This is a genomic window from Kytococcus aerolatus (genome assembly GCF_900187395.1).
Taxonomy (GTDB): domain Bacteria; phylum Actinomycetota; class Actinomycetes; order Actinomycetales; family Dermatophilaceae; genus Kytococcus; species Kytococcus aerolatus.
Map to the genome: position 1 here is coordinate 1 of NZ_FYEZ01000002.1, position 18,999 is coordinate 18,999.

Consider the following 18,999-nt stretch of genomic DNA (forward strand, 5'->3'; position numbering starts at 1 on the left):
TGGGAGAGTAGGACACTGCCGAACACATTTTTTGGAAGAGGGTCTCCTGCCTGGTGGTGGGGGGCCCTCTTTCGCATGCCCACACCCGTCCCCCCCGTGTCCGGGTGGGTGGGGTTGTGTGGGCGTGTGTTTGGGGGTGTGGCTTGTTGTGGGGGTGGTGGTTTGTGTGGGGGTGGGGGTGTGGGGTGTGGTCGTAGAGTGGGGGTATGAGTGATGCGTCTGTGAACCACACCCCCCACGAGCCGGCGTCGTCCGGCGGGAGCGAGGGCCGGGCTGCCCGAGACTCCTCGACCTGGGGCCGTCGCTCCCAGCAGCCGGACGGCCGGGGGGAGGGTCCACGTCAGGGGACTGGGGCCCGTGGTGGTGCAGGGCGTCGTGAAGGAGGCCCTCGACGCGAGGGCGATCGCGGTGCTTTCGGGGGTCGTGGTGACCGTGACCGGGGCGACCGACCTGCGCGAGGAGGCGCCAAGGACCGCGGCCCCCGGGGAGGGCGCGAGCGTGAGGAGCGTCCGGAGTTCGGGACGGGAGCCCGCGCGTTGGCCCCCAAGACCGGCCGCCTCCCGGACCCTGCGATCCCGGAGGGAGTCACGGGGCAGAGCCTCTCGCAGGAGGTGTGGGACGAGCTGAAGACCTTGTCCAAGGACAACATGAAGGCGGTGGCCGGGCACATCGAGTCGGCCTACCTGTTCCTCGACGAGGACCTGGAGGCAGCGGTCGCTCACGCCGAGACCGCAGTGCGTCGCGCCGGGCGGGTCGCTTCGGCGCGCGAGTGCCTCGGGATCGTCCGGTACAGCCAGGGCGAGTGGCACGAGGCCCTCCGTGAGCTCCGGACGGCCACCCGCCTCTCTGGGCAGGCGCACCTCCTGCCGATGATGGCGGACTGCGAGCGTGGCCTGGGTCGCCCCGAGAAGGCCCTCGAGCTGGCCGACTCCCGAGAGGCCGCCCGTCTCCAGGGGGAGGCGCTCGTGGAGATGGCCATCGTGCTCTCCGGTGCGCACCGCGACCTCGGCAACCCGACGCGAGCCGTCGAGATCCTGGCCACCCCGGCGGCACGCATCAAGAAGGGGAACCCGGAAGCCGGTCGGCTGTGGTTCGCCCATGCCGAGGCGCTGGCGGACGCCGGCTCCCCCGAGGCGCCCGAGTGGTACGCCAAGGCGGCCTCGGTGGGGGAGACCGGCCAGCCGAAGGACCGTGGCCCCCAGGACGGCGTGTTCATGGACCTCGAGGACGGCGCACCGGATCTCCCTCCAGAGCCGGAGGCGCCCACTCCGGCCGAGAGCGCCTCGCACGACCCGCTCCCGGAGGAGCCCACGGAGGAGCCCGCGCCGTGAGCTCCGTGCGGGGCGTGATCTGCGACGTCGACGGGGTGGTCCACGCCGGGTCGGCGGTCTTCACCGAGGCCGTCGAGGCCCTCAACGCCTGGCAGGCCGCGGGCATCGCCGCGGTCTTCCTCACGAACAACGCCTCGCGCTTCCCGTCGGAGCTCGCCGCACGGCTTCGTGCCGATGGCGTGGAGTGCACCGCGGACCAGGTGGTCACCGGGGCGGTGGTCGGGGCGCAGACCCTCGCCGAGGAGGTCCCGCCGGGCACCGCCGTCCTGGTGGCCGGTTCCCCGGCCCTCCGTGAGGCCGCCCAGCAGGCCGGCCTCACGGTCACCGGGGACCCCACGGCTGCGGGGGCCGTCCTGCAGGGCTACTTCCCGGGGCTCACCGCGGGCGAGCTGCACGACGCCGCCCGGGCGATCACCGGCGGAGCCAGGTGGGTCGCCACGAACGGCGACCTCACCCTTCCCACCGAGTGGGGGGCGGCGCCGGGGAACGGCGCCTACGTCCAGGCCGTCGCCCGTGCCACCGGGGTCGCCCCGCGGATCACCGGCAAGCCGGAGACCCCGGCTTATCGCACCGCGTGGAAGGCGCTGGCCGCACGGGTTCGGGAGTCCCTCCCCGCGGGCACCTCCAGCACCGGCCTCCTGCCGCACCAGGTGCTGGCGATCGGAGACCGGCTCGAGACCGACATCGCCGGGGGCAACGCGGCAGGTCTGCGCACGGTGCTGGTCACGACCGGGGTGCACGGCCGGCAGGACGTGGAGGCGGCACGCGCCGCGGGCGATGTCGAGCGCGTGCCGGAGCAGGTCGTCGACGGGTTCGGGCAGATCGACCTGACCGCTCGCGGGCAGGCCTGACGGAGGGGACCCCGGCCGGGGACGCAGGGCCGCCGCCAGGGCGGCACGACGGATGGCGGCCCGGGGTCAGCCGTGGACCACGTCGAGCGGCTCCTCGTCGATGAGGGAGGCGTGGTCCTCCTCGTCACCGTGCTCCTCCTGGCTGTCCCGGACGATGAGGACGAGGACGGCGATGTACGCCAGCCCCAGCACGAGCTGCCCCGAGCGGGTGGCGGTGTCGAACAGCGTGTACCCCACGATCCCCGTCGTGAGCCAGACGATCGTCTTCTCGATCTCCGGGCGCATGCCGGCCAGCGGGAGGATGGGCAGCCCCCACAGGATGTACCAGGGGTGCAGGGTCTGGTTGAAGACCGCCAGCGCCAGCAGCGTCCACGCCGTGAAGGCCAGCCCGCCGATCCGCAGCACCCGCAGCGAGGCGATGAGCACGCACGACAGCGTGAGCAGGGTGCCGACGGCCTTGAAGAAGCCCTGGACGAAGGGCGCCACCGGCTCGAAGCCCAGGCCCGTGAGGACCGCGGCCAGGAAGTTGCCGACGGTGCTCAAGGGGGAGAGGCCCGCGACCATCCCCGGGACCTTGAGCGCCGGGATCCACCCGTAGCCCAGCCCCGTGGCCGCGGTGATGCCGGCGAAGACCGCCGTGAAGACCGCGGCCGCCACGAGCCCCGGCAGGAGCAACCGCCGGAGGTCCGGGATCGCCTGGGACAGCCACGGCTCACCCTCGGTGGGCAGCAGGCTGGCTCGCTCCTGGGGCAGGTGGGGATGCATCCGGGCGGTGCACAGGGCCGTCGTCCCCAGCAGGGCCACGGCCCCCGGCTGCTTGACCGCCGCCGCGGCCGCGATGAGGGCGGCGCTGACGACCAGGCTGCGCCAGGGAGCGCCCCGGGTGGAGACCCACAGCGCGAGGCAGACCAGCCCGACCATGAGCGCGTCGTTGTGGGCACCCCCGACGAAGTGCATGATCACCAACGGGTTGAGCACCCCCCACCAGAGCGCCACCTCGCCCCGCACGCCCACCCAGGCCGCCAGTCGCGGCAGGGCCCACAGCATGAGGGCGACACCGGCCAGGGACATCAGGCGCATTCCGAGGGCCGCCTCGTACGGGCGGTCGCCGTGGAGCAGCACGATCCAGCGCTGGATCTCCACCGCCAGGGGGCCGTACGGGGTCGGGGTGAAGAGCCACAGCTGGTCCACCTGCTGGCTGAAGTGACCCGAGACCGAGCCCGGCCCCATGTCGTAGGGATTCAGCCCCCGGTCGAGCATCCAGCCCACCGCGGCGTAGGAGTACGCGTCGTGGCTGTACAGCGGGGGCGCCAGCAGCAGCGGCACGGACCACAGCGCCAGCGTCGCGCGCATCGGAGGTGTGGGGCGCTTCTCGCGGGGGCGGATGCGCAGCCAGGCCAGGACCAGCCCGACCGTTCCCGCCAGCAGCACCACCGTGCCCAGGACCGTGCCCTCGGGTGTGAGGATCCACCGCACCACCGGGATGTCGCGCAGCGGGTTGCGGGTCGGCAGGAAGAGTGCGGTCTGCGCGCCGAGCGTCATGAGACAGCTGGCCAGGAATCCCCACCGGACCCAGGCGTCGCCCCAGGCGCGGCCCAGCGAGCCCCGCACGTGCGTCAGCGACAACGTCAGAATCCTCCCAGTGGACGGTGGGCACATCGTAGGGCAGCCCCCGGGTTCCTCTGGGCCTGTCGCACCGGGTGGGATCATGGCCCGATGGACCAGACGCGCTCCCTGTCCCCGATCCGTGCCGAGGTGGACACCACGGCGATCACGGCGAACATCCGCCGCTGCGGGGAGCTGGCCGGGGGAGCCGCCGTCATGGGGGTGGTCAAGGCCGGTGGGTACGGGCACGGGGCGCTGACCGCCGCCCGGGCCGCACTCGAGGGCGGGGCCGCCCTGCTCGGCCTGGCCCAGCCCGTCGAGGCGATCGCCCTGAAGCGCGAGCTGCCCCACGCCGAGGTGCTCGCCTGGCTGCTGACGCCCGACACCGACCTGGACGCCGCGGTCGCCGCCGAGCTCACCCTCGGAGTGGCCGCCCCCTGGGCGCTGGACGCGGTGGAGGCCGCCGCCGAGCGGTCCGGGCGGACCGTGCGGGTGCACCTGGAGGTCGACACCGGGATGTGTCGGGCCGGGGTCGCCCCGGAGGAGTGGCCCGCCGTCGTGGCGCGGGCCCGGCGGGCCGAGGAGGCCGGCACCCTGCGCGTCGAGGGGATCTTCTCCCACCTGGCCTGCGCCGACGAGCCGGGCCACCCCGCCACCGACGCCCAGCGCGAGCGCTTCGAGGCGGCGCTCGCCGACGCCACCGAGGCCGGCCTGCGGCCCCGCTGGCGGCACCTGGCGAACTCCGCGGCCGTGGCGACCCGCCCCGACCTGGCCTACGACCTGGTGCGCCCCGGCCTCATGACCTATGGCATCTCCCCGGTGCCCGACCAGCACGACGCCGCCGCGCTGGGCCTCCGTCCCGCCCTGCGCTGGGAGGCCCAGCTCTCCACCGTCCGCCGGGTGCCGGCCGGGTCGGGCGTGAGCTACGGGCACACCCACGTGGTGCCCACCGACCGCTGGCTCGGGGTGGTGCCGCTGGGCTACGGGGACGGGGTGCCGCGTTCCGCCTCCGACCGGGCGCAGGTCGCGGTGCACACGAGCACCGGCACGCTGCTGGCCCACGTGGCCGGACGGGTGTGCATGGACCAGTTCGTCGTCGACCTCGGGCCGGCCGCCCAGGGCACCGCCCCCGCGGCCGCCGGGGACCGGGTCACCCTCGTCGGGGACCCGGTCCGGGGGGAGCCGGGGGTGGAGGACTGGGCCGCCTGGACCGACACGATCAGCTACGAGGTCGTCACCCGCATCGGGCCCCGTGTTCCCCGCACCGGGCCCGGGGGAGCACCCCTCGACGGGCGGGGGACCCGCCGGGCCGCCGGATGAGCCGCCGTCGGATCCAGCACGCCGGGCGCACCCTCCACCTCGTGGAGCAGGACCCGCCGGCCGGCGAGGCCCGGGCCACCGTCTTCCTCGTGCACGGGTACGTGCTCTCGCAGTCCGTCTTCGGGAAGGTGGCGGGACGCCTCGTCGCCGCCGGGATGCGCGTGGTGCGCACCGACCTGGCCGGGCACGGGTGGGACCGGGAACCGCTCGAGGAGACCGACCTGCACCGACTGGGGGACGACCTCGCCGCCGTCCTGCACCAGCTGCGCGCCGAGGACCCCCGGGGCACGCTCGTGGCCCTCGGGCACTCCATGGGCGGGATGGCCCTCATGACCGCCCTGGACGACCACCCGACCCTCGCGGGGGAGCTCGACGGGGTGGTGTGGCTCGCCACCTCCCCGGGCCGGATGCGGACCAGCTCCTTCGGCCTGCCGGCGGGCACCGCGCCCCTCGTGGGTCCGCTCGTAAGCACCCTCGCACCAGCCGTCATGACGAGGCTGGGAGCCGACCCGGCGGCCCGCCCGCGTCCCCGGCCGCTCGCCCTCGTCGTGGAGGCCGCCCACCTGCGGCGCAGCAACTTCGTCACCCGGCCCGCCCGGGCGGTGGGGGCCCACGTGCTCGCCCTGCACCACCGCGTGCCCTACGCCGTCATGGCCTCCCTGCTGCGGTCGATCCTGGTCCACGACGCCGAGGACCTGCTGCGTCGCCTCGACCTGCCCGGGTTGGTGCTCGTGGGGGACCATGACCGCATGACCCCGCTGTCCCACTCCCGGCGCATCGCCGAGCTCCACCGCGGTGCCCGGCTGGAGGTCGTGCCGCGGGCCGGGCACCTGCTCATGCTCGAGCAGCCCGCCGCCGTCGCTGCAGCGATCACGACCTTCGTGGACCGCCTCAGCCCCTCGACCCCGGAGGACGCATGACGACCGTGACCACCCGCACCCCCGAGCAGACGATGGAGCTCGGCCGCCGGATCGGGCAGTGGGTCCGGGCTGGTGACGTCCTGGTGCTCACCGGCGACCTCGGCGCGGGCAAGACGACCTTCACCCGGGGACTGGGGGAGGGCCTGGGCGTGGAGGGCGCGGTCACCTCCCCGACCTTCGTCCTCTCGCGCGTGCACCCCTCGGCCACGGGCGGGCCCGGGCTGGTGCACGTGGACGCCTACCGCCTGGAGTCCCGCGGCGAGGTCGACGACATCGACCTCGAGACCGATCTGGCCCGGGCCGTTCTCGTGGCCGAGTGGGGGGCCGGGCTCGTGGAGCAGCTCACCGACCGCTGGATCGAGCTCGAGCTGCGGCGCAGCAGCACCGTCGACGAGGCCCCCGACGAGTCCGGGCCCCGGGAGATCCAGCTGGCCGCCGTCGGGGAGTGGGAGGCGGACCGCGAGCGGCTGGGCGCGCTCCGTGAGCTCCTGCGCGGCGAACTACCCTGAGCCCATGCTCCTCGCCCTGGACAGCTCGACCGCCGCGGTGACCGCCGCCGTCCACTCCGGCAGTGCCGGGGAACCCGGTTCCGGTGAGCTCCTGGCCGCCGAGACCGTGCTCGACGCCCGGGCCGCCGGTGAGCAGCTGGCCCCGGTGGTGGAGCGGGTGCTCGCCGCCGCCGGCGTGGCGCCCGCGGAGCTCACCGACGTCGTGACCGGCACCGGCCCCGGACCGTTCACCGGGCTGCGCGTCGGCATCGTCACCGCCCGGGTGCTGGCCCTCACCGTCGGCGCCCGCCTGCACGGGGTCTGCAGCCTCGACGCCCTGGCCGCCGCCGCCCGCGGCGACGGGGCGGTCGACGAGGCCTCGCCGTTGCTGGTGGCCACCGACGCCCGGCGCAGGGAGGTCTACTGGGCGGTCTACTCCCACGGGGTCGAGCGTGACGGCCCGCCGCAGGTGGCCGCCGCCGCGGACCTGCCCGCGCCGGTGCGCGGGCTGACCGTGGTGGGTGCCGGCGCCCGTCTCTACCCGGAGGCCCTCACCGGGGAGCACCTGTCGGTGCCCGAGGACGTCGACGCCGCCCACCTGGCCCGCCTGGCCGTGGAGCACCCCGGGTGCCTCACGGACACCGAGCCGCTCTACCTGCGCCGTCCGGACTCGCAGGTGCCCAGCGCGCGCAAGCGGGTGCTCCTGTGACCGTGGGCACCCGCTCCGCCCACTGGCGTGACCTGCCCCGGCTCGCCGCGCTGGAGCGGCAGGCTCACCCGCTGGACGCGTGGTCCGACACCGCCTGGTGGGCCGAGCTGGCCTCCCCCCGCCGCGAGTACCGGGTGGCCGTCCCCGACGCCGGAGCCCCGCCGGGAGGGGACCTGCTGGGCTACGCCGGTCTCGACCACGGCGGCAGCACCGCCGACGTCATGACCATCACCGTGGCCCCCGAGGCCCGGGGGCAGGGTCTGGGACGCCGGCTGCTCCAGGAGCTCGTTGCGGCCGCCCGGGCCGGGGGTGCCGAGGCGCTGCTGCTGGAGGTACGCGCAGACAACGCGCCGGCCCTGGCCCTCTACGACCGGGTCGGGTTCGACCACCTGAGCACCCGGCGCGACTACTACCGCGGGGAGGACGGCCCGGTGGACGCGCACATCCTGCGCCTCCTGCTGCCCGCCGGCCCCGCCCCGACCCCCGACGAGAAGGCTGCGGAGGTGGCCCGATGACCCGACCCGACGAGCCCCTGGTGCTCGGCATCGAGACGAGCTGCGACGAGACCGGCATCGGCATCGTCCGGGGGAGCACGCTCCTGGCCGACGCCGTCGCCTCCAGCATGGACGCCCACGCGGCCTTCGGGGGGGTGGTCCCCGAGGTCGCCAGCCGTGCCCACCTGGAGGCGATGGTCCCCACCATCGAGCAGGCCTGCTCGGACGCCGGGGTGCGGCTGGCCGACGTGGACGCGATCTCGGTGACCGCCGGGCCCGGCCTGGCCGGGGCACTGCTGGTGGGGGCCGCCAGCGCCAAGGCGCTCGCGCTCGGCCTGGGCAAGCCCCTCTACGGGGTCAACCACCTCGCCGCGCACGTGGCCGTGGACGTGGTGGAGCACGGCCCGCTGCCGGAGCCGATGATGAGCCTGCTGGTGAGCGGTGGCCACTCCTCGCTGCTGCTCGTGCCGGACATCACCCACGACGTGCGCCCGCTCGGCCAGACCATCGACGACGCTGCCGGGGAGGCCTTCGACAAGGTCGCCCGGGTGCTCGGCCTGCCCTTCCCGGGCGGTCCGCACATCGACCGGGCCGCGCGCGAGGGCGACCGGGTCGCCATCGACTTCCCCCGCGGCCTGAGCTCCCGCCGCGACCTGGAGCGCCACGAGTTCGACTTCTCCTTCTCCGGCCTGAAGACTGCCGTGGCCCGCTGGGTGGAGACCCGGGAACGCGACGGCCAGCCGGTGCCGGTGGCCGACGTCGCCGCCAGCTTCCAGGAGGCCGTGGTGGACGTGCTCACCCGCAAGGCCGTGGCCGCCTGCGCGAAGGAGGGCGTGGAGGACCTCATGCTCGGCGGTGGGGTGGCCGCCAACTCGCGGCTGCGCGCCCTGGCCGAGGAGCGCTGCGAGGCCGCGGGCATCCGGTTGCGCGTGCCGCGCCCCGGTCTGTGCACGGACAACGGGGCGATGGTGGCCGCCCTCGGGGCGCAGATGGTGATGCGGGGGCGGGAGCCCTCCCGGCTGGACCTCCCCTCGAGCTCCGCGCAGCCCGTCACCGAGGTACAGGTCTGATGGGCGCTCGCACCGCACGGGCCCTGGCCGTCGGGGCGGGGGTGGCTCTGCTCGCCGGGTGCGGTGGGAGCGGAGGGGGCCCCGGGGAGGCCGTGGGCACCGACGGGGCCTCCCGGACCAGCCGGCCCTCCTCCGCGTCGTCCGCGGACGCAGCGCCGCCCTCGACGTCGGCCTCGGCGCGCTCGTCCCGCCCGGCGGACGCCGGCTCCTCTGCGGGCCCGGCGAGCGCCCCGTCCCGCACCGCGACCGACCGGGCCGTGGAGGGGATGGGCGTCGAGGAGCTCGCCGGCCAGGTGATCGTCGCCGGGTACGAGGGAACCTCGCCCCGGGCTGCCGCCGAGCTGGTCGAGGACGGGTTCGGGGGCGTCATCGTCTTCGCGGCGAACGTGCCGGAGGAGGTCACCGCGCTGCGGGAGACCACGCGAGCCGTGCAGGCCGCCCAGGAACGCAGCGGACGGGACTGGCCGGCCGTCGTCGGGGTGGACCAGGAGGGCGGCCCCGTCCAGCGGCTGGGAGAGCCGGTCACGCAGCTCCCGGCCGGCATGGCCCACGGCGCCGCGGCCGACCCCGCCCTCAGCCGGGAGCTGGCCGCCCACTCCGGTGCCCAGCTGCGGGCGCTCGGGGTGACCATGGTCTTGGCCCCGGACGCCGACGTCACTGCCGGCCCGCAGGACCCCACCATCGGCATCCGCTCCCCGGGCAGCGACCCCGCGGCGGTGGCCGAGACGGCCGGGGCGCTCGCCGCCGGCTACCGGGAGGCCGGGATCGTCCCGGTGGCCAAGCACCTGCCCGGCCACGGCGGTGTCACCACCGACTCCCACGAGGGCCTGCCCGTCAGCGACGCCGGCGTGGCGGCGCTGCGGGAGCGGGACCTGCTGCCCTTCACCGAGCTGGCCGGGCAGGACGTGCCGGTGATGGTGGGACACATCGCGCTCACCGCGCTCGACGACGCCCCGGCCACGGTGAGCGCCGAGACCCTGGGGGCGCTGCGGGAGGAGCTGCCCGCCGACACCCTCGTGGTGAGCGACGCCCTGAACATGGGGGCGCTCGACGCCGTCGAGGAGGAGTCCGGGACGGACCGTTCCGTGGCGGCCCTCGCGGCGGGGGTGGACCTGCTCCTCATGCCCCCGGACGCGTCGGCCGCCCGGGCTGCGATCGTCGAGGCGGTCGAGGCCGGGGAGCTCCCCGAGGAGCGGCTGCGTGAGGCCGCGGCCCGGGTCGTGGCCACCCAGCAGGAGGTGTCGGAGCCGCCCTCGGAGGCGGTGCTCCGCGAGGGCGAGGGCCTGGCCGGACGCCTGGCCGCGGCCTCCCTGACGAGCCTCGGCCCCACCTGCTCGCCCGATGTGCTCGACCCGGGCGACGCGGTGCGCGTGGTCGGGGGGACCCGCGCCCAGCGGCAGGGACTCGGTGAGGCCCTCGCCGGACAAGGGCTCGAGGTGGGCTCCGGCGGCGGCTCGACCGTGGAGATCGTGGCCGGGGGCGAGTACGCCGCCGGCCGGGTCGAGGACGGCCGGATGCCCGGGGAGGAGGCCTCCGGGCAGGAGCCGAGCCCGGCACCGAGCCACACCGCGGACGTCGCGGTGGCCCTCGACGTGCCCTACGGCCTGGCCGGCAGCGACGCGCCGGTCCGACTCGCCACCTTCGGGGACACCCCGGCCACCCTCGACCACCTGGCCGCGGCCCTCGTCGACGGCGTGGAGCCCCTCGGTCGCCTCCCGGTGGAGGTCGACGGCGCCACCGACTGCTCCTCGCGGTGAGCCCCGAGCGCCCCGCCCGGCGGGGCGCTCGGAGCCGTCAGGCGGTCGGCTGTCCCCAGGCACTGATGCTCGTGGCACCCCGCCCGGCCGCCGGGGCCGAGGTCACGGCCCCGGCAGGCTCCGGCTCCCCGCGGGAGAAGCGCTGCGCGAGCCGCTCCACGAGGACGTAGAGCGCCGGCACGAGGACGAGGGTGAGCAGGGTGCTGCTCACCAGGCCGCCGATGACCACGATCGCCAGCGGCTGGCTGATGAAGGCGCCACCACCGGTCAGCTTCATGGCCATCGGCAGCAGGGCGCAGATGGTGGCCAGCGCCGTCATGAGGATGGGACGCAGGCGGTGGCGGCCCCCCTCGAGGACGGCCTCGTCGATCCCCAGCCCGCGCTCGCGGTACTGGTTCACGAGGTCGATGAGGACGATCGCGTTGGTCACCACGATGCCCACGAGCATCAGCCCACCGATCATGCCGGCCACCCCGAGCGGGATCTGCGTGAGCACGAGCAGCGCGATCGCGCCGGTGGCGGCGAAGGGGATCGAGACGAGCAGGATGAGCGGCTGCACCAGGGAGCGGAAGGTGCCGACCATGATCAGGTAGACGATGCCGACGGCCGCGAGCATGGCCAGCCCCAGCTGGGAGAAGGCCTCCTCCTGGTCGCTGCTCGCGCCGCCCAGCGAGGCCTCGACCCCGTCCGGGAGCTCCGTCCCGTCCACGGCCTGCGCGAGCTCGGCGCTGAAGGTCCCGAGGTCGTCGGTGCCGTTGGAGACCTCGATGGTGGCCGAGCGCTCCCCGTCGGTGCGGGTGATGCTCACCGGCGACTCGACCTCCTCGACGGTGGAGACATCGCCGAGCGTCACCGGCCCCTGCGGGTCGGCACCCACCGGGAGGCGGCGCAGCGCCGCCACCGACTTCGGGGCGGTCCCCTGCTGGAGCACCACCTCGTGCTGCTCGCTGGCGAGAGTCACCTGGCCGACCGGGGAGCCCGAGAGGGCCCCGGCCACCAGCTGGCCCAGCGCGGCCTCGGGCAGCCCGGCGGCCAGGGCGGCCTCCCGGTCGACCGTGACGCGCACCGAGGGGACGGTGTCGCTGACGTTGTTCGTGACGTCCTCGGCGCCCTCCACCTCGCGCACCGCCTTCTCCAGGGCCCGGGCGCCCTCGCCGAGGGCCTCGTCGTCGGCGGCGCGGACGACGATGCTCGTCCGGTCGGCCGAGGGGTCCTCGGAGGCGCCGGAGACGGTGACCTGACCGGAGGCCTCCGTCGCGGCCTCCTCCACCTGGGCGCGGACGGCCTCGGCGTCCGTGTCGTCCGCCACGCTCACGAAGAGCTGTGAGGAGGTCGCCCCGCCGCCCATGAAGGCGGTGGAGCCGTCGCCGGGGTCCCCAACGGTGGTGGTGACGGTCTCGACGCCGTCCAGCGCGGAGATCTCCTTCTCCAGGGCCCGGGCGGCGTCGTCGGTGGCCTTCAGGGTGGTGCCGGCGGGCAGCTCCTGGGCCACGATGAGCTGGTCGTCCCCGGCCGCCCCCAGGAAGTCGGTCTTCACCAGGCTGGTGCTGGCGATGGTGGCCGCGAAGACGAGCAGCCCCCCGAGGCAGGTGAGAAGCGGCCGGCGGATCACGCCACGCAGCACCGGCAGGTAGGCGCGCTGCAGGACGTCGGGGGCATCGTGCTCCGCGGCGTCGGCGGCCCCGGCGGCGCGGTCGCCCTGCGGGCGGCCCAGCAGCCAGTACCCGAGCACGGGGATGATCGTCAGCGCCACGAGGAGCGAGGCGAGCATGGCGAGCACGACGGTCAGGGCGAAGGGGCGGAAGAGCTCACCCACCTGTCCGCCGACGAGGCCGAGCGGCAGGAAGACCGCGGCGGTGGCGAGGGTGGAGGAGGTCACCGCCCCGGCCACCTCGCCGACGGCCCGGGGGATCGCCCGGCCCTTGGGCTCGCCGCCGTCGACGTGGCGCTTGATGTTCTCGATGACGACGATCGAGTCGTCCACCACCCGGCCGATCGCGATGGTCAGCGCGCCGAGCGTGAGGATGTTCAGGGAGTAGCCCGCCAGGTGCAGGCCGATCATCGCCATGAGCAGGGACAGCGGGATGGACACGGCGGTGACGAGGGTGAGCCGCACCGAGAGCAGGAAGACGAGCACCACGAGGATCGCGAAGCCCAGGCCGAGCAGGCCCTCGGTGGTGAGGTCGTGGATGGACTGCTCGATGAAGGGGGCCTGGTCGAAGACCACCGTGAGCTCACCGCCCTCGCCGATCTGCTCGTCCAGCTCGTCGAGCTTCTCCTCCACGGCGTTGCTGATCGCCACGGTGTTCCCGTCGGGCGTCTTGACGATACCGAGGGTCAGGGCGTCGCGTCCGTCGGTGCGGGTGTGGCCGGTGGCCGGCGGGGTCTCGAGGGTGACCTCAGCGACCTCCTCCAGGGTGGGCGCCTCCGCCGGGGTCTCCTGCGGGGCGGGGGACTGCTGCGCAGCTGCCGCACCCTCCGCCGCGGTCGGGTCCTGGCCGCCGGTTCCGCCGGTGGCCGGGGTGGCGGCCAGCGGGAGGGAGCGCAGCTCGTCGAGGCTCTTGAGGCCGGAACCCACCTGCACCTGCAGGGCGGTGTCACCGTCGGTCAGCGAGCCGGCCGGGACCACCACGCCGTTGGACTGCAGGGCGGTGGTGATCGTCTGCGGGGTGATCCCGGCCTGCGCGGCCTTCTCCTGGTCGAGCTGGATCTCCACCCGCTCGGTGGGGGCGCCGGAGAGCTGCACCTCGCGGACGCCCCGGATCTTCTCCAGCTCGGGCACCACCTTCTCCTCCAGCGCAGTGGCCAGCTGGCGGGCGTCCGTGTCGCCGGTGGCGGAGACCTGCATGATCGGGAAGGCGTCGAAGGCCCCGACGATGACCTGCGGGTCGGAACCCTCGGGCAGGTCCAGCCCCGCCAGCTCGGAGCTCAGCGCCGCCTTCGCGTCGTCCAGCGAGGTGCCGTACTCCAGCTCCACCTGCACCATCGACATGCCGGCGCTGGAGGTGGACTCGATGGTCTTCACGCCGTCCAGCCGGTCGGCGGCCTGCTCCACCGGGACGGTCACCCGGGACTCGACCACCTCGGAGTCGGCGCCGGGCACGGGCGTGGCGGCCACGACGAGCGGGAACTCCAGCGAGGGGAGCAGCTCCTGCTTCAGGGAGGTCGTGGAGAACAGACCCGTGATGATCGTGAGGATCGCGGCCAGTGCCACGAGTGCTCGGTTGCGGAGGGACAGGCGCGAGAGGGCGGTCACGCGCTCAGGATAGGGGGTGCGATCTCCAGCGCCAGCTGCCGGTCACCCACCCGGGTCAGCAGGAGGATGGCACGGCGGGTCCCGGTGGTGCGGACCCCCTTCCGGACGGTCGCCGGGTCGACCGTCGACCCGTGCTTGCGGACCACCAGGTCACCGACCTCGGTGCGCCGTGCCCACTGGCGGATCGCCTTCGGCCGCGGGGCGAGCAGCTCGACGATCCGGTGCGTGCGGGTCCAGGCCGAGCCGGCCGGGGAGTCGCTGGTGCCCCAGCCCACCCCGGGGCCCAGCTCGGCGTCCCCGGGTCCCAGGGCCACGCCCAGCAGCCCGGCCTGGGAGAGCGCGGGGTCGGGCTCGACGAGAAAGGTGCCCGGCTCGTCCTGCGAGCCCAGCACCCGGTGCCCTTCCGCGGGCAGCTGGGAGGAGTCGGCGTGGGCCAGCACGCTGCCGTCGGTGCCCAGCCGGGTGGCGCTGCGGGTGCCGGCCCGGGGCACGGTGGGGGAGACCGGGGCAGGGTCGTCTTGGGGGCGCAGGGCCGGCCCCATCCACAGGACGGCCTCCACCAGGTCGCCGGCGTGGCTCACCCACTGGGCGTGGGCGCCGGGCGGGATGTCGGCGTGTCGCCAGCCGGGCCCCACCTTGCAGCCGGTGAGGGCGGCCCGCTGCGCCAGGGTGGTCACGAGATCCAGCGAGGGGCGCAGGTCCTGGGGACTGCTGACCCGGCGGGCGCGACCGGTGGCGTCCGCCACCCCGGTGCGCCGGGCCGGGTCGAACCACAGCCCCCAGCGGGCCGGGTCCACGCCCTCCGGCCGGGCCAGGGTCGCGTCGGCCTCGTCGTGCACCACCCGGCCGAGTCCGGCCAGGTTGTGCGCGGCGGCGGCCGCGGTCTGCTCGTCGGCCTCGATGCCGGTGACGTTCAGACCCGCGGCGGCCAGCGCGTGGGTGTCGGCGCCCAGCCCGCACCCCACGTCCGTGACCTGCTCGACACCGGCTGCCCGGAGGACGGCGGCGTGGAGGGCGGCCACCTGCCAGCGGGTGGCCTGCTCCACCCCGGCGCGGGTGAGCAGCATCGCGTCCACGCGGTCGCCGAGCTTGATCCGGGCCCGCTCCCGGAGCTCGGCCTGGCTCAGGGCGGCCGCGGCCCGTTCGGGGGCGATGCCGGCTGCCCGGAGGGCGGCTCCGGCGGCCAGCGGGTCCGTGGCCCTCCCGCTGGTCTCCAGCTCGGCCAGCGCGGCGTCCAGCACGGCGTCGTGGCCGGGGGCCACGGAGCGGAGGAGCGCGGCCCCCTCCAGGGGCTCCCCGGGCTGCGGGGCGGGAGGGACGGGGCAGGGGCGGGCGTCATCCATGGCGGGCCCAGTCTCCCACCCGGCCGCGGTGGGGGGAGAAGTCTGGAAGGATCGGGGCAGGTCGTCGGAGCCGGAGCGATCCCGCACCGCCAGCCCGTCCCGCCGCAGCCGAAGGAGACGTCGTGCCACACCGCCGCATCGGACACTGGGTGGCCGGTGCCGCCGCGCTCCAGCTCGTCGCCCGGGGGGCCACCGTCTCCGGTCTGGTCCTCAGCAACCGACGTCGGAAGCGGCGCGAGCCCTCACCCTCCGGCTTCCCGGTGCTGGAGCCGGCGCAGGAGACCATCGGCGACTCGGTGATCACCACGTACACCTACGGCGAGGACGTCTTCGCCGACATGCTCGAGGCCATCCACGGGGCGCAGCACGAGATCCTCTTCGAGACCTTCATCCTCAAGGGGGATGCGGTCGGGCAGACCTTCAAGCAGGCGCTGGTCGACGCCGCGGACCGCGGGGTCCGGGTGCACGTGGTCTTCGACGACTTCGGCTCCTTCACCGTGCCGCGGGAGTTCAAGCGCTGGCCGGAGAACGTGCACCTCATGCGCTACCCGCTCGTCACGCCGCGGGTGCTCCTCGGTCCGCGCCACTGGGGGCGGGACCACCGCAAGATCCTCGTGGTGGACCGGCACACCGGGTTCGTCGGCGGGTACAACATCGGGGACCTCTACGCCACGCGCTGGCGGGACACGCACGTCCGGGTCGAGGGACCGGCGGCGCACGAGCTGGAGAACTGCTTCGTGGACTTCTGGAACCACAATCGCACGGAGGACCAGCCCGAGCTGAGCGACGACCGGGAGCGCGGCTGGGACCCGCGGATCCGGGGCCACCGCAACGCCCCCTCGCGGCTGCTCTTCCCGGTGCGGGGGATATACCTCGAGGCGATCGACCGCTCCCGGCGCTCGGTGTGGATCACGCAGGGCTACTTCATCCCGGACGCCGAGATCCTCGAGGAGCTCCTCCTGGCCCGGAAGCGAGGGGTGGACGTCAAGGTGATCCTGCCGGAGCGCTCCAACCACGTGGTGGCCGACTGGGTGGCGCGCTACCACTTCCAGCGGCTGCTGGAGGGCGGGGTGGAGCTGTGGCTGTACCAAGGGGCGATGGTGCACGCCAAGACTGCGGTGATCGACGGTTTCTGGGCCACGGTCGGGACGGCGAACATCGACCGTCTCTCGATGACCGGGAACTACGAGATCAACCTGGAGATCCTGGACGAGGCGCAGGCGGCGCAGATGGAGCGCGTGTTCGAGCGGGATCTCACGAACTGCCGGCGGCTCACCCTGGCCGAGTGGCGGCGGCGCCCCTGGTGGGCCCGCGGGGTGGAGCGCATCCTGCAGCCCCTGCAGCCCCTGCTCTGAGCCCCCGCGACAGGTGCTGGCACTCGGCTTGACCGAGTGCCAATGGCGCGCCTAGATTTGCTGCTGGCACTCAGCACCCGCGGGTGCCAGCCCCCGGGGCCACCGCGACGGACCCGGTCGGCTGCAGGCGCGGGTGCCGACATCGAAGGAACCGTCGCGCCACGGCACTCGCCGGGCGCCTTGCGCAGAAGAGAGGAAGGTCCATGGCCACCATCAAGCCGCTCGAGGACCGGATCGTCGTCAAGGCCGTCGAGGCCCAGCAGACCACCGCCTCCGGCCTGGTCATCCCGGACACCGCCCAGGAGAAGCCGCAGGAGGGCGAGGTCATCGCCGTCGGCCCGGGTCGCTTCAACGAGGACGGCGACGAGCGCGTCCCGATGGACATCTCCGTCGGCGACCGGGTCATCTACTCCAAGTACGGCGGCACCGAGGTGAAGTACGACGGCGAGGAGCTGCTCATCCTGGGCGCTCGCGACGTGCTCGCCATCATCGAGCGCTGACCGTCCAGATCCACCGGATCCCTCGTCACCCCGGGTCCACGGACCCCTGGTGACCCCGCGAGCCGCGCCCGGAGCCCTCAGGGCCGGCGCGGCTCGCGTCGTGCGGCAGGCACCCGAGGTGCCCCGCCCCCACCCATCGCAGCGCCAGCAAGGAGAACACCCATGGCCAAGATGCTCGAGTTCAACGACAACGCCCGCAAGAAGCTGGAGGCCGGCGTCAACCAGCTGGCCGACACCGTGAAGGTGACCCTCGGCCCGAAGGGTCGCAATGTGGTCGTCCAGCGCGCCTACGGTCAGCCGATCATCACCAACGACGGCGTCACCATCGCCCGGGAGATCGAGCTGGAGGACCCCTACGAGAACCTCGGCGCCCAGCTGGTCAAGGAGGTCGCCTCCAAGACCAACGACGTCGCCGGTGACGGCACCACCACCGCCACCGTCCTGGCCCAGGCCATGGTCCGCGAGGGCCTGCGCAACGTGGCCGCCGGCGCCAGCCCGTCCGGCGTGAAGCGCGGCATCGAGAAGGCCGTCGAGGCCGTGGACGCCCGCCTGGAGAAGATCGCCCGCCCGGTCGAGGGCAAGGACGAGATCGCGAAGGTCGCCGCCCTCTCCGCCCAGAACCCCGAGGTCGGTGAGCTCCTCTCCGAGGCCTTCGACAAGGTCGGCAAGGACGGCGTCATCACCGTCGAGGAGTCCTCCACCACCGAGCTCACCCTCGACTACACCGAGGGCATGCAGTTCGACAAGGGCTACCTCTCGCCCTACTTCGTGACCGACGCCGAGCGCATGGAGGCCGTCCTGGAGGACGCCCTGGTGCTCGTGCACGCCGGCAAGATCTCGGCCATCGCCGAGCTGATGCCGGTGCTGGAGAAGGTGGCCGGCACCTCCAAGCCGCTGCTGATCATCGCCGAGGACGTCGAGGGCGAGGCCCTGTCCACCCTCGTGGTGAACACCGTGCGCGGCAGCCTGAAGGTCGCCGCGGTGAAGGCCCCGGGCTTCGGGGACCGCCGCAAGGCCATGCTGCAGGACATCGCCATCCTCACCGGTGGCGAGGTGATCTCCGAGGAGATCGGCCTGAAGCTCGCCAACGCCGAGCTGGACTCCCTGGGCTCGGCCCGCCGCGTCCAGGTCACCAAGGACAACACCACGATCATCGACGGCGGCGGTGAGAAGTCCGCGGTCGACGAGCGCGTCGAGCAGATCCGCGCCGAGATCGAGAACACCGACTCGGACTGGGACCGCGAGAAGCTCCAGGAGCGCCTGGCCAAGCTGGCCGGCGGCGTGTGCGTCATCAAGGTCGGTGCTCACACCGAGACCGAGCTCACGGAGAAGCAGCACCGCATCGAGGACGCCGTGGCGGCCACCCGTGCGGCCATCGACGAGGGCATCGTCGCCGGCGGTGGCACCGCCCTCGCCCAGTCCGCCGCGGCCGTGGCGGAGCTGGAGGGCACGCTGGAGGGTGACGAGGCCGTCGGTGCCCGCATCATCCGCGCCTCGCTCAACCAGCCGCTGCGCTGGATCGCGGAGAACGCCGGCCTGGAGGGCCACGTGGCCGCCGCCAAGGTCGCCGAGCTGGAGGACGGTCAGGGCCTCGACGCCGCCACCGGCGAGTACATCGACCTGGTCGCCGCCGGCATCATCGACCCGGTGAAGGTGACCCGTTCCGCCCTGCGCAACGCGGCCTCCATCGCGGCGATGGTGCTCACCACCGACACCCTGGTGGTCGACAAGCCGGCCGAGGACAAGGACGAGGACGGCCACGGCCACGGCCACGCGCACTGACCCGGCCTGAGGGTCCCTGACCGGGGCCGTCGCGGTCGACCGGCCCCCGCCCGGGGCGCTCCACCACGCTGCGGTGCGGTGGAGCCCCGGCGCGGGGGCCTTCTGCGTCTGCCGGTGCCCCTGCTGCCCCCTCGTCCGGCCCCTCCGGCCCGCCCCCGTGTCGCGGGGGAGTGCATCCGGCGCGGGTGGAGAGGCCGGTGCGCTGGTGGGTGTGGTGG

General features: G+C 74.4%; 15 protein-coding genes. 12 read left to right on the forward strand and 3 right to left on the reverse strand.

Annotated features, from left to right (window positions below):
- The first annotated feature begins 536 nt into the window (after positions 1 to 536).
- Both CFT82_RS11745 and CFT82_RS06970 read left to right on the forward strand, forming a co-directional pair.
- Entirely contained in the window at positions 537 to 1,331 is a 795-nt protein-coding gene (locus tag CFT82_RS11745; RefSeq protein WP_159461884.1) for a tetratricopeptide repeat protein, read from the forward strand.
- A complete protein-coding gene (locus CFT82_RS06970; protein ID WP_159461885.1) occupies positions 1,328 to 2,182 on the forward strand; it encodes an HAD-IIA family hydrolase in 855 nt (284 codons plus the stop codon). Before CFT82_RS11745 ends, CFT82_RS06970 begins: the two co-directional genes overlap by 4 nt.
- 66 nt (positions 2,183 to 2,248) lie before the next feature.
- Here CFT82_RS06970 and mptB read toward each other — a convergent pair whose 3' ends face one another.
- Positions 2,249 to 3,808 carry a polyprenol phosphomannose-dependent alpha 1,6 mannosyltransferase MptB gene (gene mptB, locus CFT82_RS06975; RefSeq protein ID WP_088818382.1) on the reverse strand — a complete coding sequence of 520 codons (1,560 nt, stop codon included), beginning with the start codon at positions 3,806 to 3,808 and terminating at the stop codon, positions 2,249 to 2,251.
- A 90-nt stretch (positions 3,809 to 3,898) separates the two neighbouring features.
- Between mptB and alr the strand changes: the two genes are divergently transcribed.
- The 7 genes from alr to CFT82_RS07010 are packed head-to-tail and all read left to right on the forward strand — an operon-like array spanning position 3,899 to position 10,545.
- A complete protein-coding gene (gene alr / locus CFT82_RS06980; protein ID WP_088818383.1) occupies positions 3,899 to 5,107 on the forward strand; it encodes an alanine racemase in 1,209 nt (402 codons plus the stop codon).
- Positions 5,104 to 6,027: an alpha/beta fold hydrolase gene (locus CFT82_RS06985; protein ID WP_088818384.1), complete on the forward strand. Its 924-nt coding sequence runs from the start codon at positions 5,104 to 5,106 to the stop codon at positions 6,025 to 6,027. The genes alr and CFT82_RS06985 overlap by 4 nt, the downstream gene beginning before the upstream one ends.
- On the forward strand, positions 6,024 to 6,536 hold the full coding sequence (tsaE, locus tag CFT82_RS06990) for a tRNA (adenosine(37)-N6)-threonylcarbamoyltransferase complex ATPase subunit type 1 TsaE (protein WP_088818385.1): 513 nt from the start codon (positions 6,024 to 6,026) through the stop codon (positions 6,534 to 6,536). The genes CFT82_RS06985 and tsaE overlap by 4 nt, the downstream gene beginning before the upstream one ends.
- A gap of 4 nt (positions 6,537 to 6,540) precedes the next feature.
- Positions 6,541 to 7,224, forward strand: a complete 684-nt coding sequence (gene tsaB / locus CFT82_RS06995) for a tRNA (adenosine(37)-N6)-threonylcarbamoyltransferase complex dimerization subunit type 1 TsaB (protein ID WP_088818386.1) — start codon at positions 6,541 to 6,543, stop codon at positions 7,222 to 7,224.
- Complete coding sequence (gene rimI, locus CFT82_RS07000) at positions 7,221 to 7,739, forward strand: ribosomal protein S18-alanine N-acetyltransferase (RefSeq protein ID WP_088818387.1); 519 nt, start codon at positions 7,221 to 7,223, stop codon at positions 7,737 to 7,739. Before tsaB ends, rimI begins: the two co-directional genes overlap by 4 nt.
- Positions 7,736 to 8,788: a tRNA (adenosine(37)-N6)-threonylcarbamoyltransferase complex transferase subunit TsaD gene (gene tsaD / locus CFT82_RS07005; RefSeq protein ID WP_088818388.1), complete on the forward strand. Its 1,053-nt coding sequence runs from the start codon at positions 7,736 to 7,738 to the stop codon at positions 8,786 to 8,788. The genes rimI and tsaD overlap by 4 nt, the downstream gene beginning before the upstream one ends.
- Positions 8,788 to 10,545, forward strand: a complete 1,758-nt coding sequence (locus CFT82_RS07010) for a glycoside hydrolase family 3 protein (RefSeq protein WP_088818389.1) — start codon at positions 8,788 to 8,790, stop codon at positions 10,543 to 10,545. Before tsaD ends, CFT82_RS07010 begins: the two co-directional genes overlap by 1 nt.
- Before the next feature lie 37 nt (positions 10,546 to 10,582).
- On the opposite strand, the gene CFT82_RS07015 is transcribed toward CFT82_RS07010, so the two are convergent.
- A complete protein-coding gene (locus CFT82_RS07015) occupies positions 10,583 to 13,801 on the reverse strand; it encodes an efflux RND transporter permease subunit (protein WP_088818390.1) in 3,219 nt (1,072 codons plus the stop codon).
- Complete coding sequence (locus CFT82_RS07020) at positions 13,798 to 15,144, reverse strand: THUMP-like domain-containing protein (protein WP_088818391.1); 1,347 nt, start codon at positions 15,142 to 15,144, stop codon at positions 13,798 to 13,800. The genes CFT82_RS07015 and CFT82_RS07020 overlap by 4 nt, the downstream gene beginning before the upstream one ends.
- Before the next feature lie 122 nt (positions 15,145 to 15,266).
- On the opposite strand from CFT82_RS07020, the gene CFT82_RS07025 reads away from it, so the two are divergent.
- From CFT82_RS07025 to groL, 3 genes are all read left to right on the forward strand, one after another.
- Complete coding sequence (locus tag CFT82_RS07025) at positions 15,267 to 16,499, forward strand: phospholipase D-like domain-containing protein (RefSeq protein ID WP_088818392.1); 1,233 nt, start codon at positions 15,267 to 15,269, stop codon at positions 16,497 to 16,499.
- A gap of 203 nt (positions 16,500 to 16,702) precedes the next feature.
- On the forward strand, positions 16,703 to 16,999 hold the full coding sequence (gene groES / locus CFT82_RS07030) for a co-chaperone GroES (protein WP_088818393.1): 297 nt from the start codon (positions 16,703 to 16,705) through the stop codon (positions 16,997 to 16,999).
- A 162-nt stretch (positions 17,000 to 17,161) separates the two neighbouring features.
- Entirely contained in the window at positions 17,162 to 18,781 is a 1,620-nt protein-coding gene (groL, locus tag CFT82_RS07035; protein WP_088818394.1) for a chaperonin GroEL, read from the forward strand.
- The last annotated feature ends 218 nt before the right edge of the window (positions 18,782 to 18,999 follow it).

What these genes read in the sequence shown, in the direction of transcription:
- tsaD (WP_088818388.1), top strand. Translation starts at nt 7,736, where the DNA reads ATGACCCGACCCGACGAGCCCCTGGTGCTCGGCATCGAGACGAGCTGC.
- CFT82_RS06985 (WP_088818384.1), top strand. Translation starts at nt 5,104, where the DNA reads ATGAGCCGCCGTCGGATCCAGCACGCCGGGCGCACCCTCCACCTCGTG.
- tsaB (WP_088818386.1), top strand. Translation starts at nt 6,541, where the DNA reads ATGCTCCTCGCCCTGGACAGCTCGACCGCCGCGGTGACCGCCGCCGTC.
- tsaE (WP_088818385.1), top strand. Translation starts at nt 6,024, where the DNA reads ATGACGACCGTGACCACCCGCACCCCCGAGCAGACGATGGAGCTCGGC.
- groES (WP_088818393.1), top strand. Translation starts at nt 16,703, where the DNA reads ATGGCCACCATCAAGCCGCTCGAGGACCGGATCGTCGTCAAGGCCGTC.
- CFT82_RS07020 (WP_088818391.1), bottom strand. Translation starts at nt 15,144, where the DNA reads ATGGATGACGCCCGCCCCTGCCCCGTCCCTCCCGCCCCGCAGCCCGGG.
- CFT82_RS07010 (WP_088818389.1), top strand. Translation starts at nt 8,788, where the DNA reads ATGGGCGCTCGCACCGCACGGGCCCTGGCCGTCGGGGCGGGGGTGGCT.
- alr (WP_088818383.1), top strand. Translation starts at nt 3,899, where the DNA reads ATGGACCAGACGCGCTCCCTGTCCCCGATCCGTGCCGAGGTGGACACC.
- groL (WP_088818394.1), top strand. Translation starts at nt 17,162, where the DNA reads ATGGCCAAGATGCTCGAGTTCAACGACAACGCCCGCAAGAAGCTGGAG.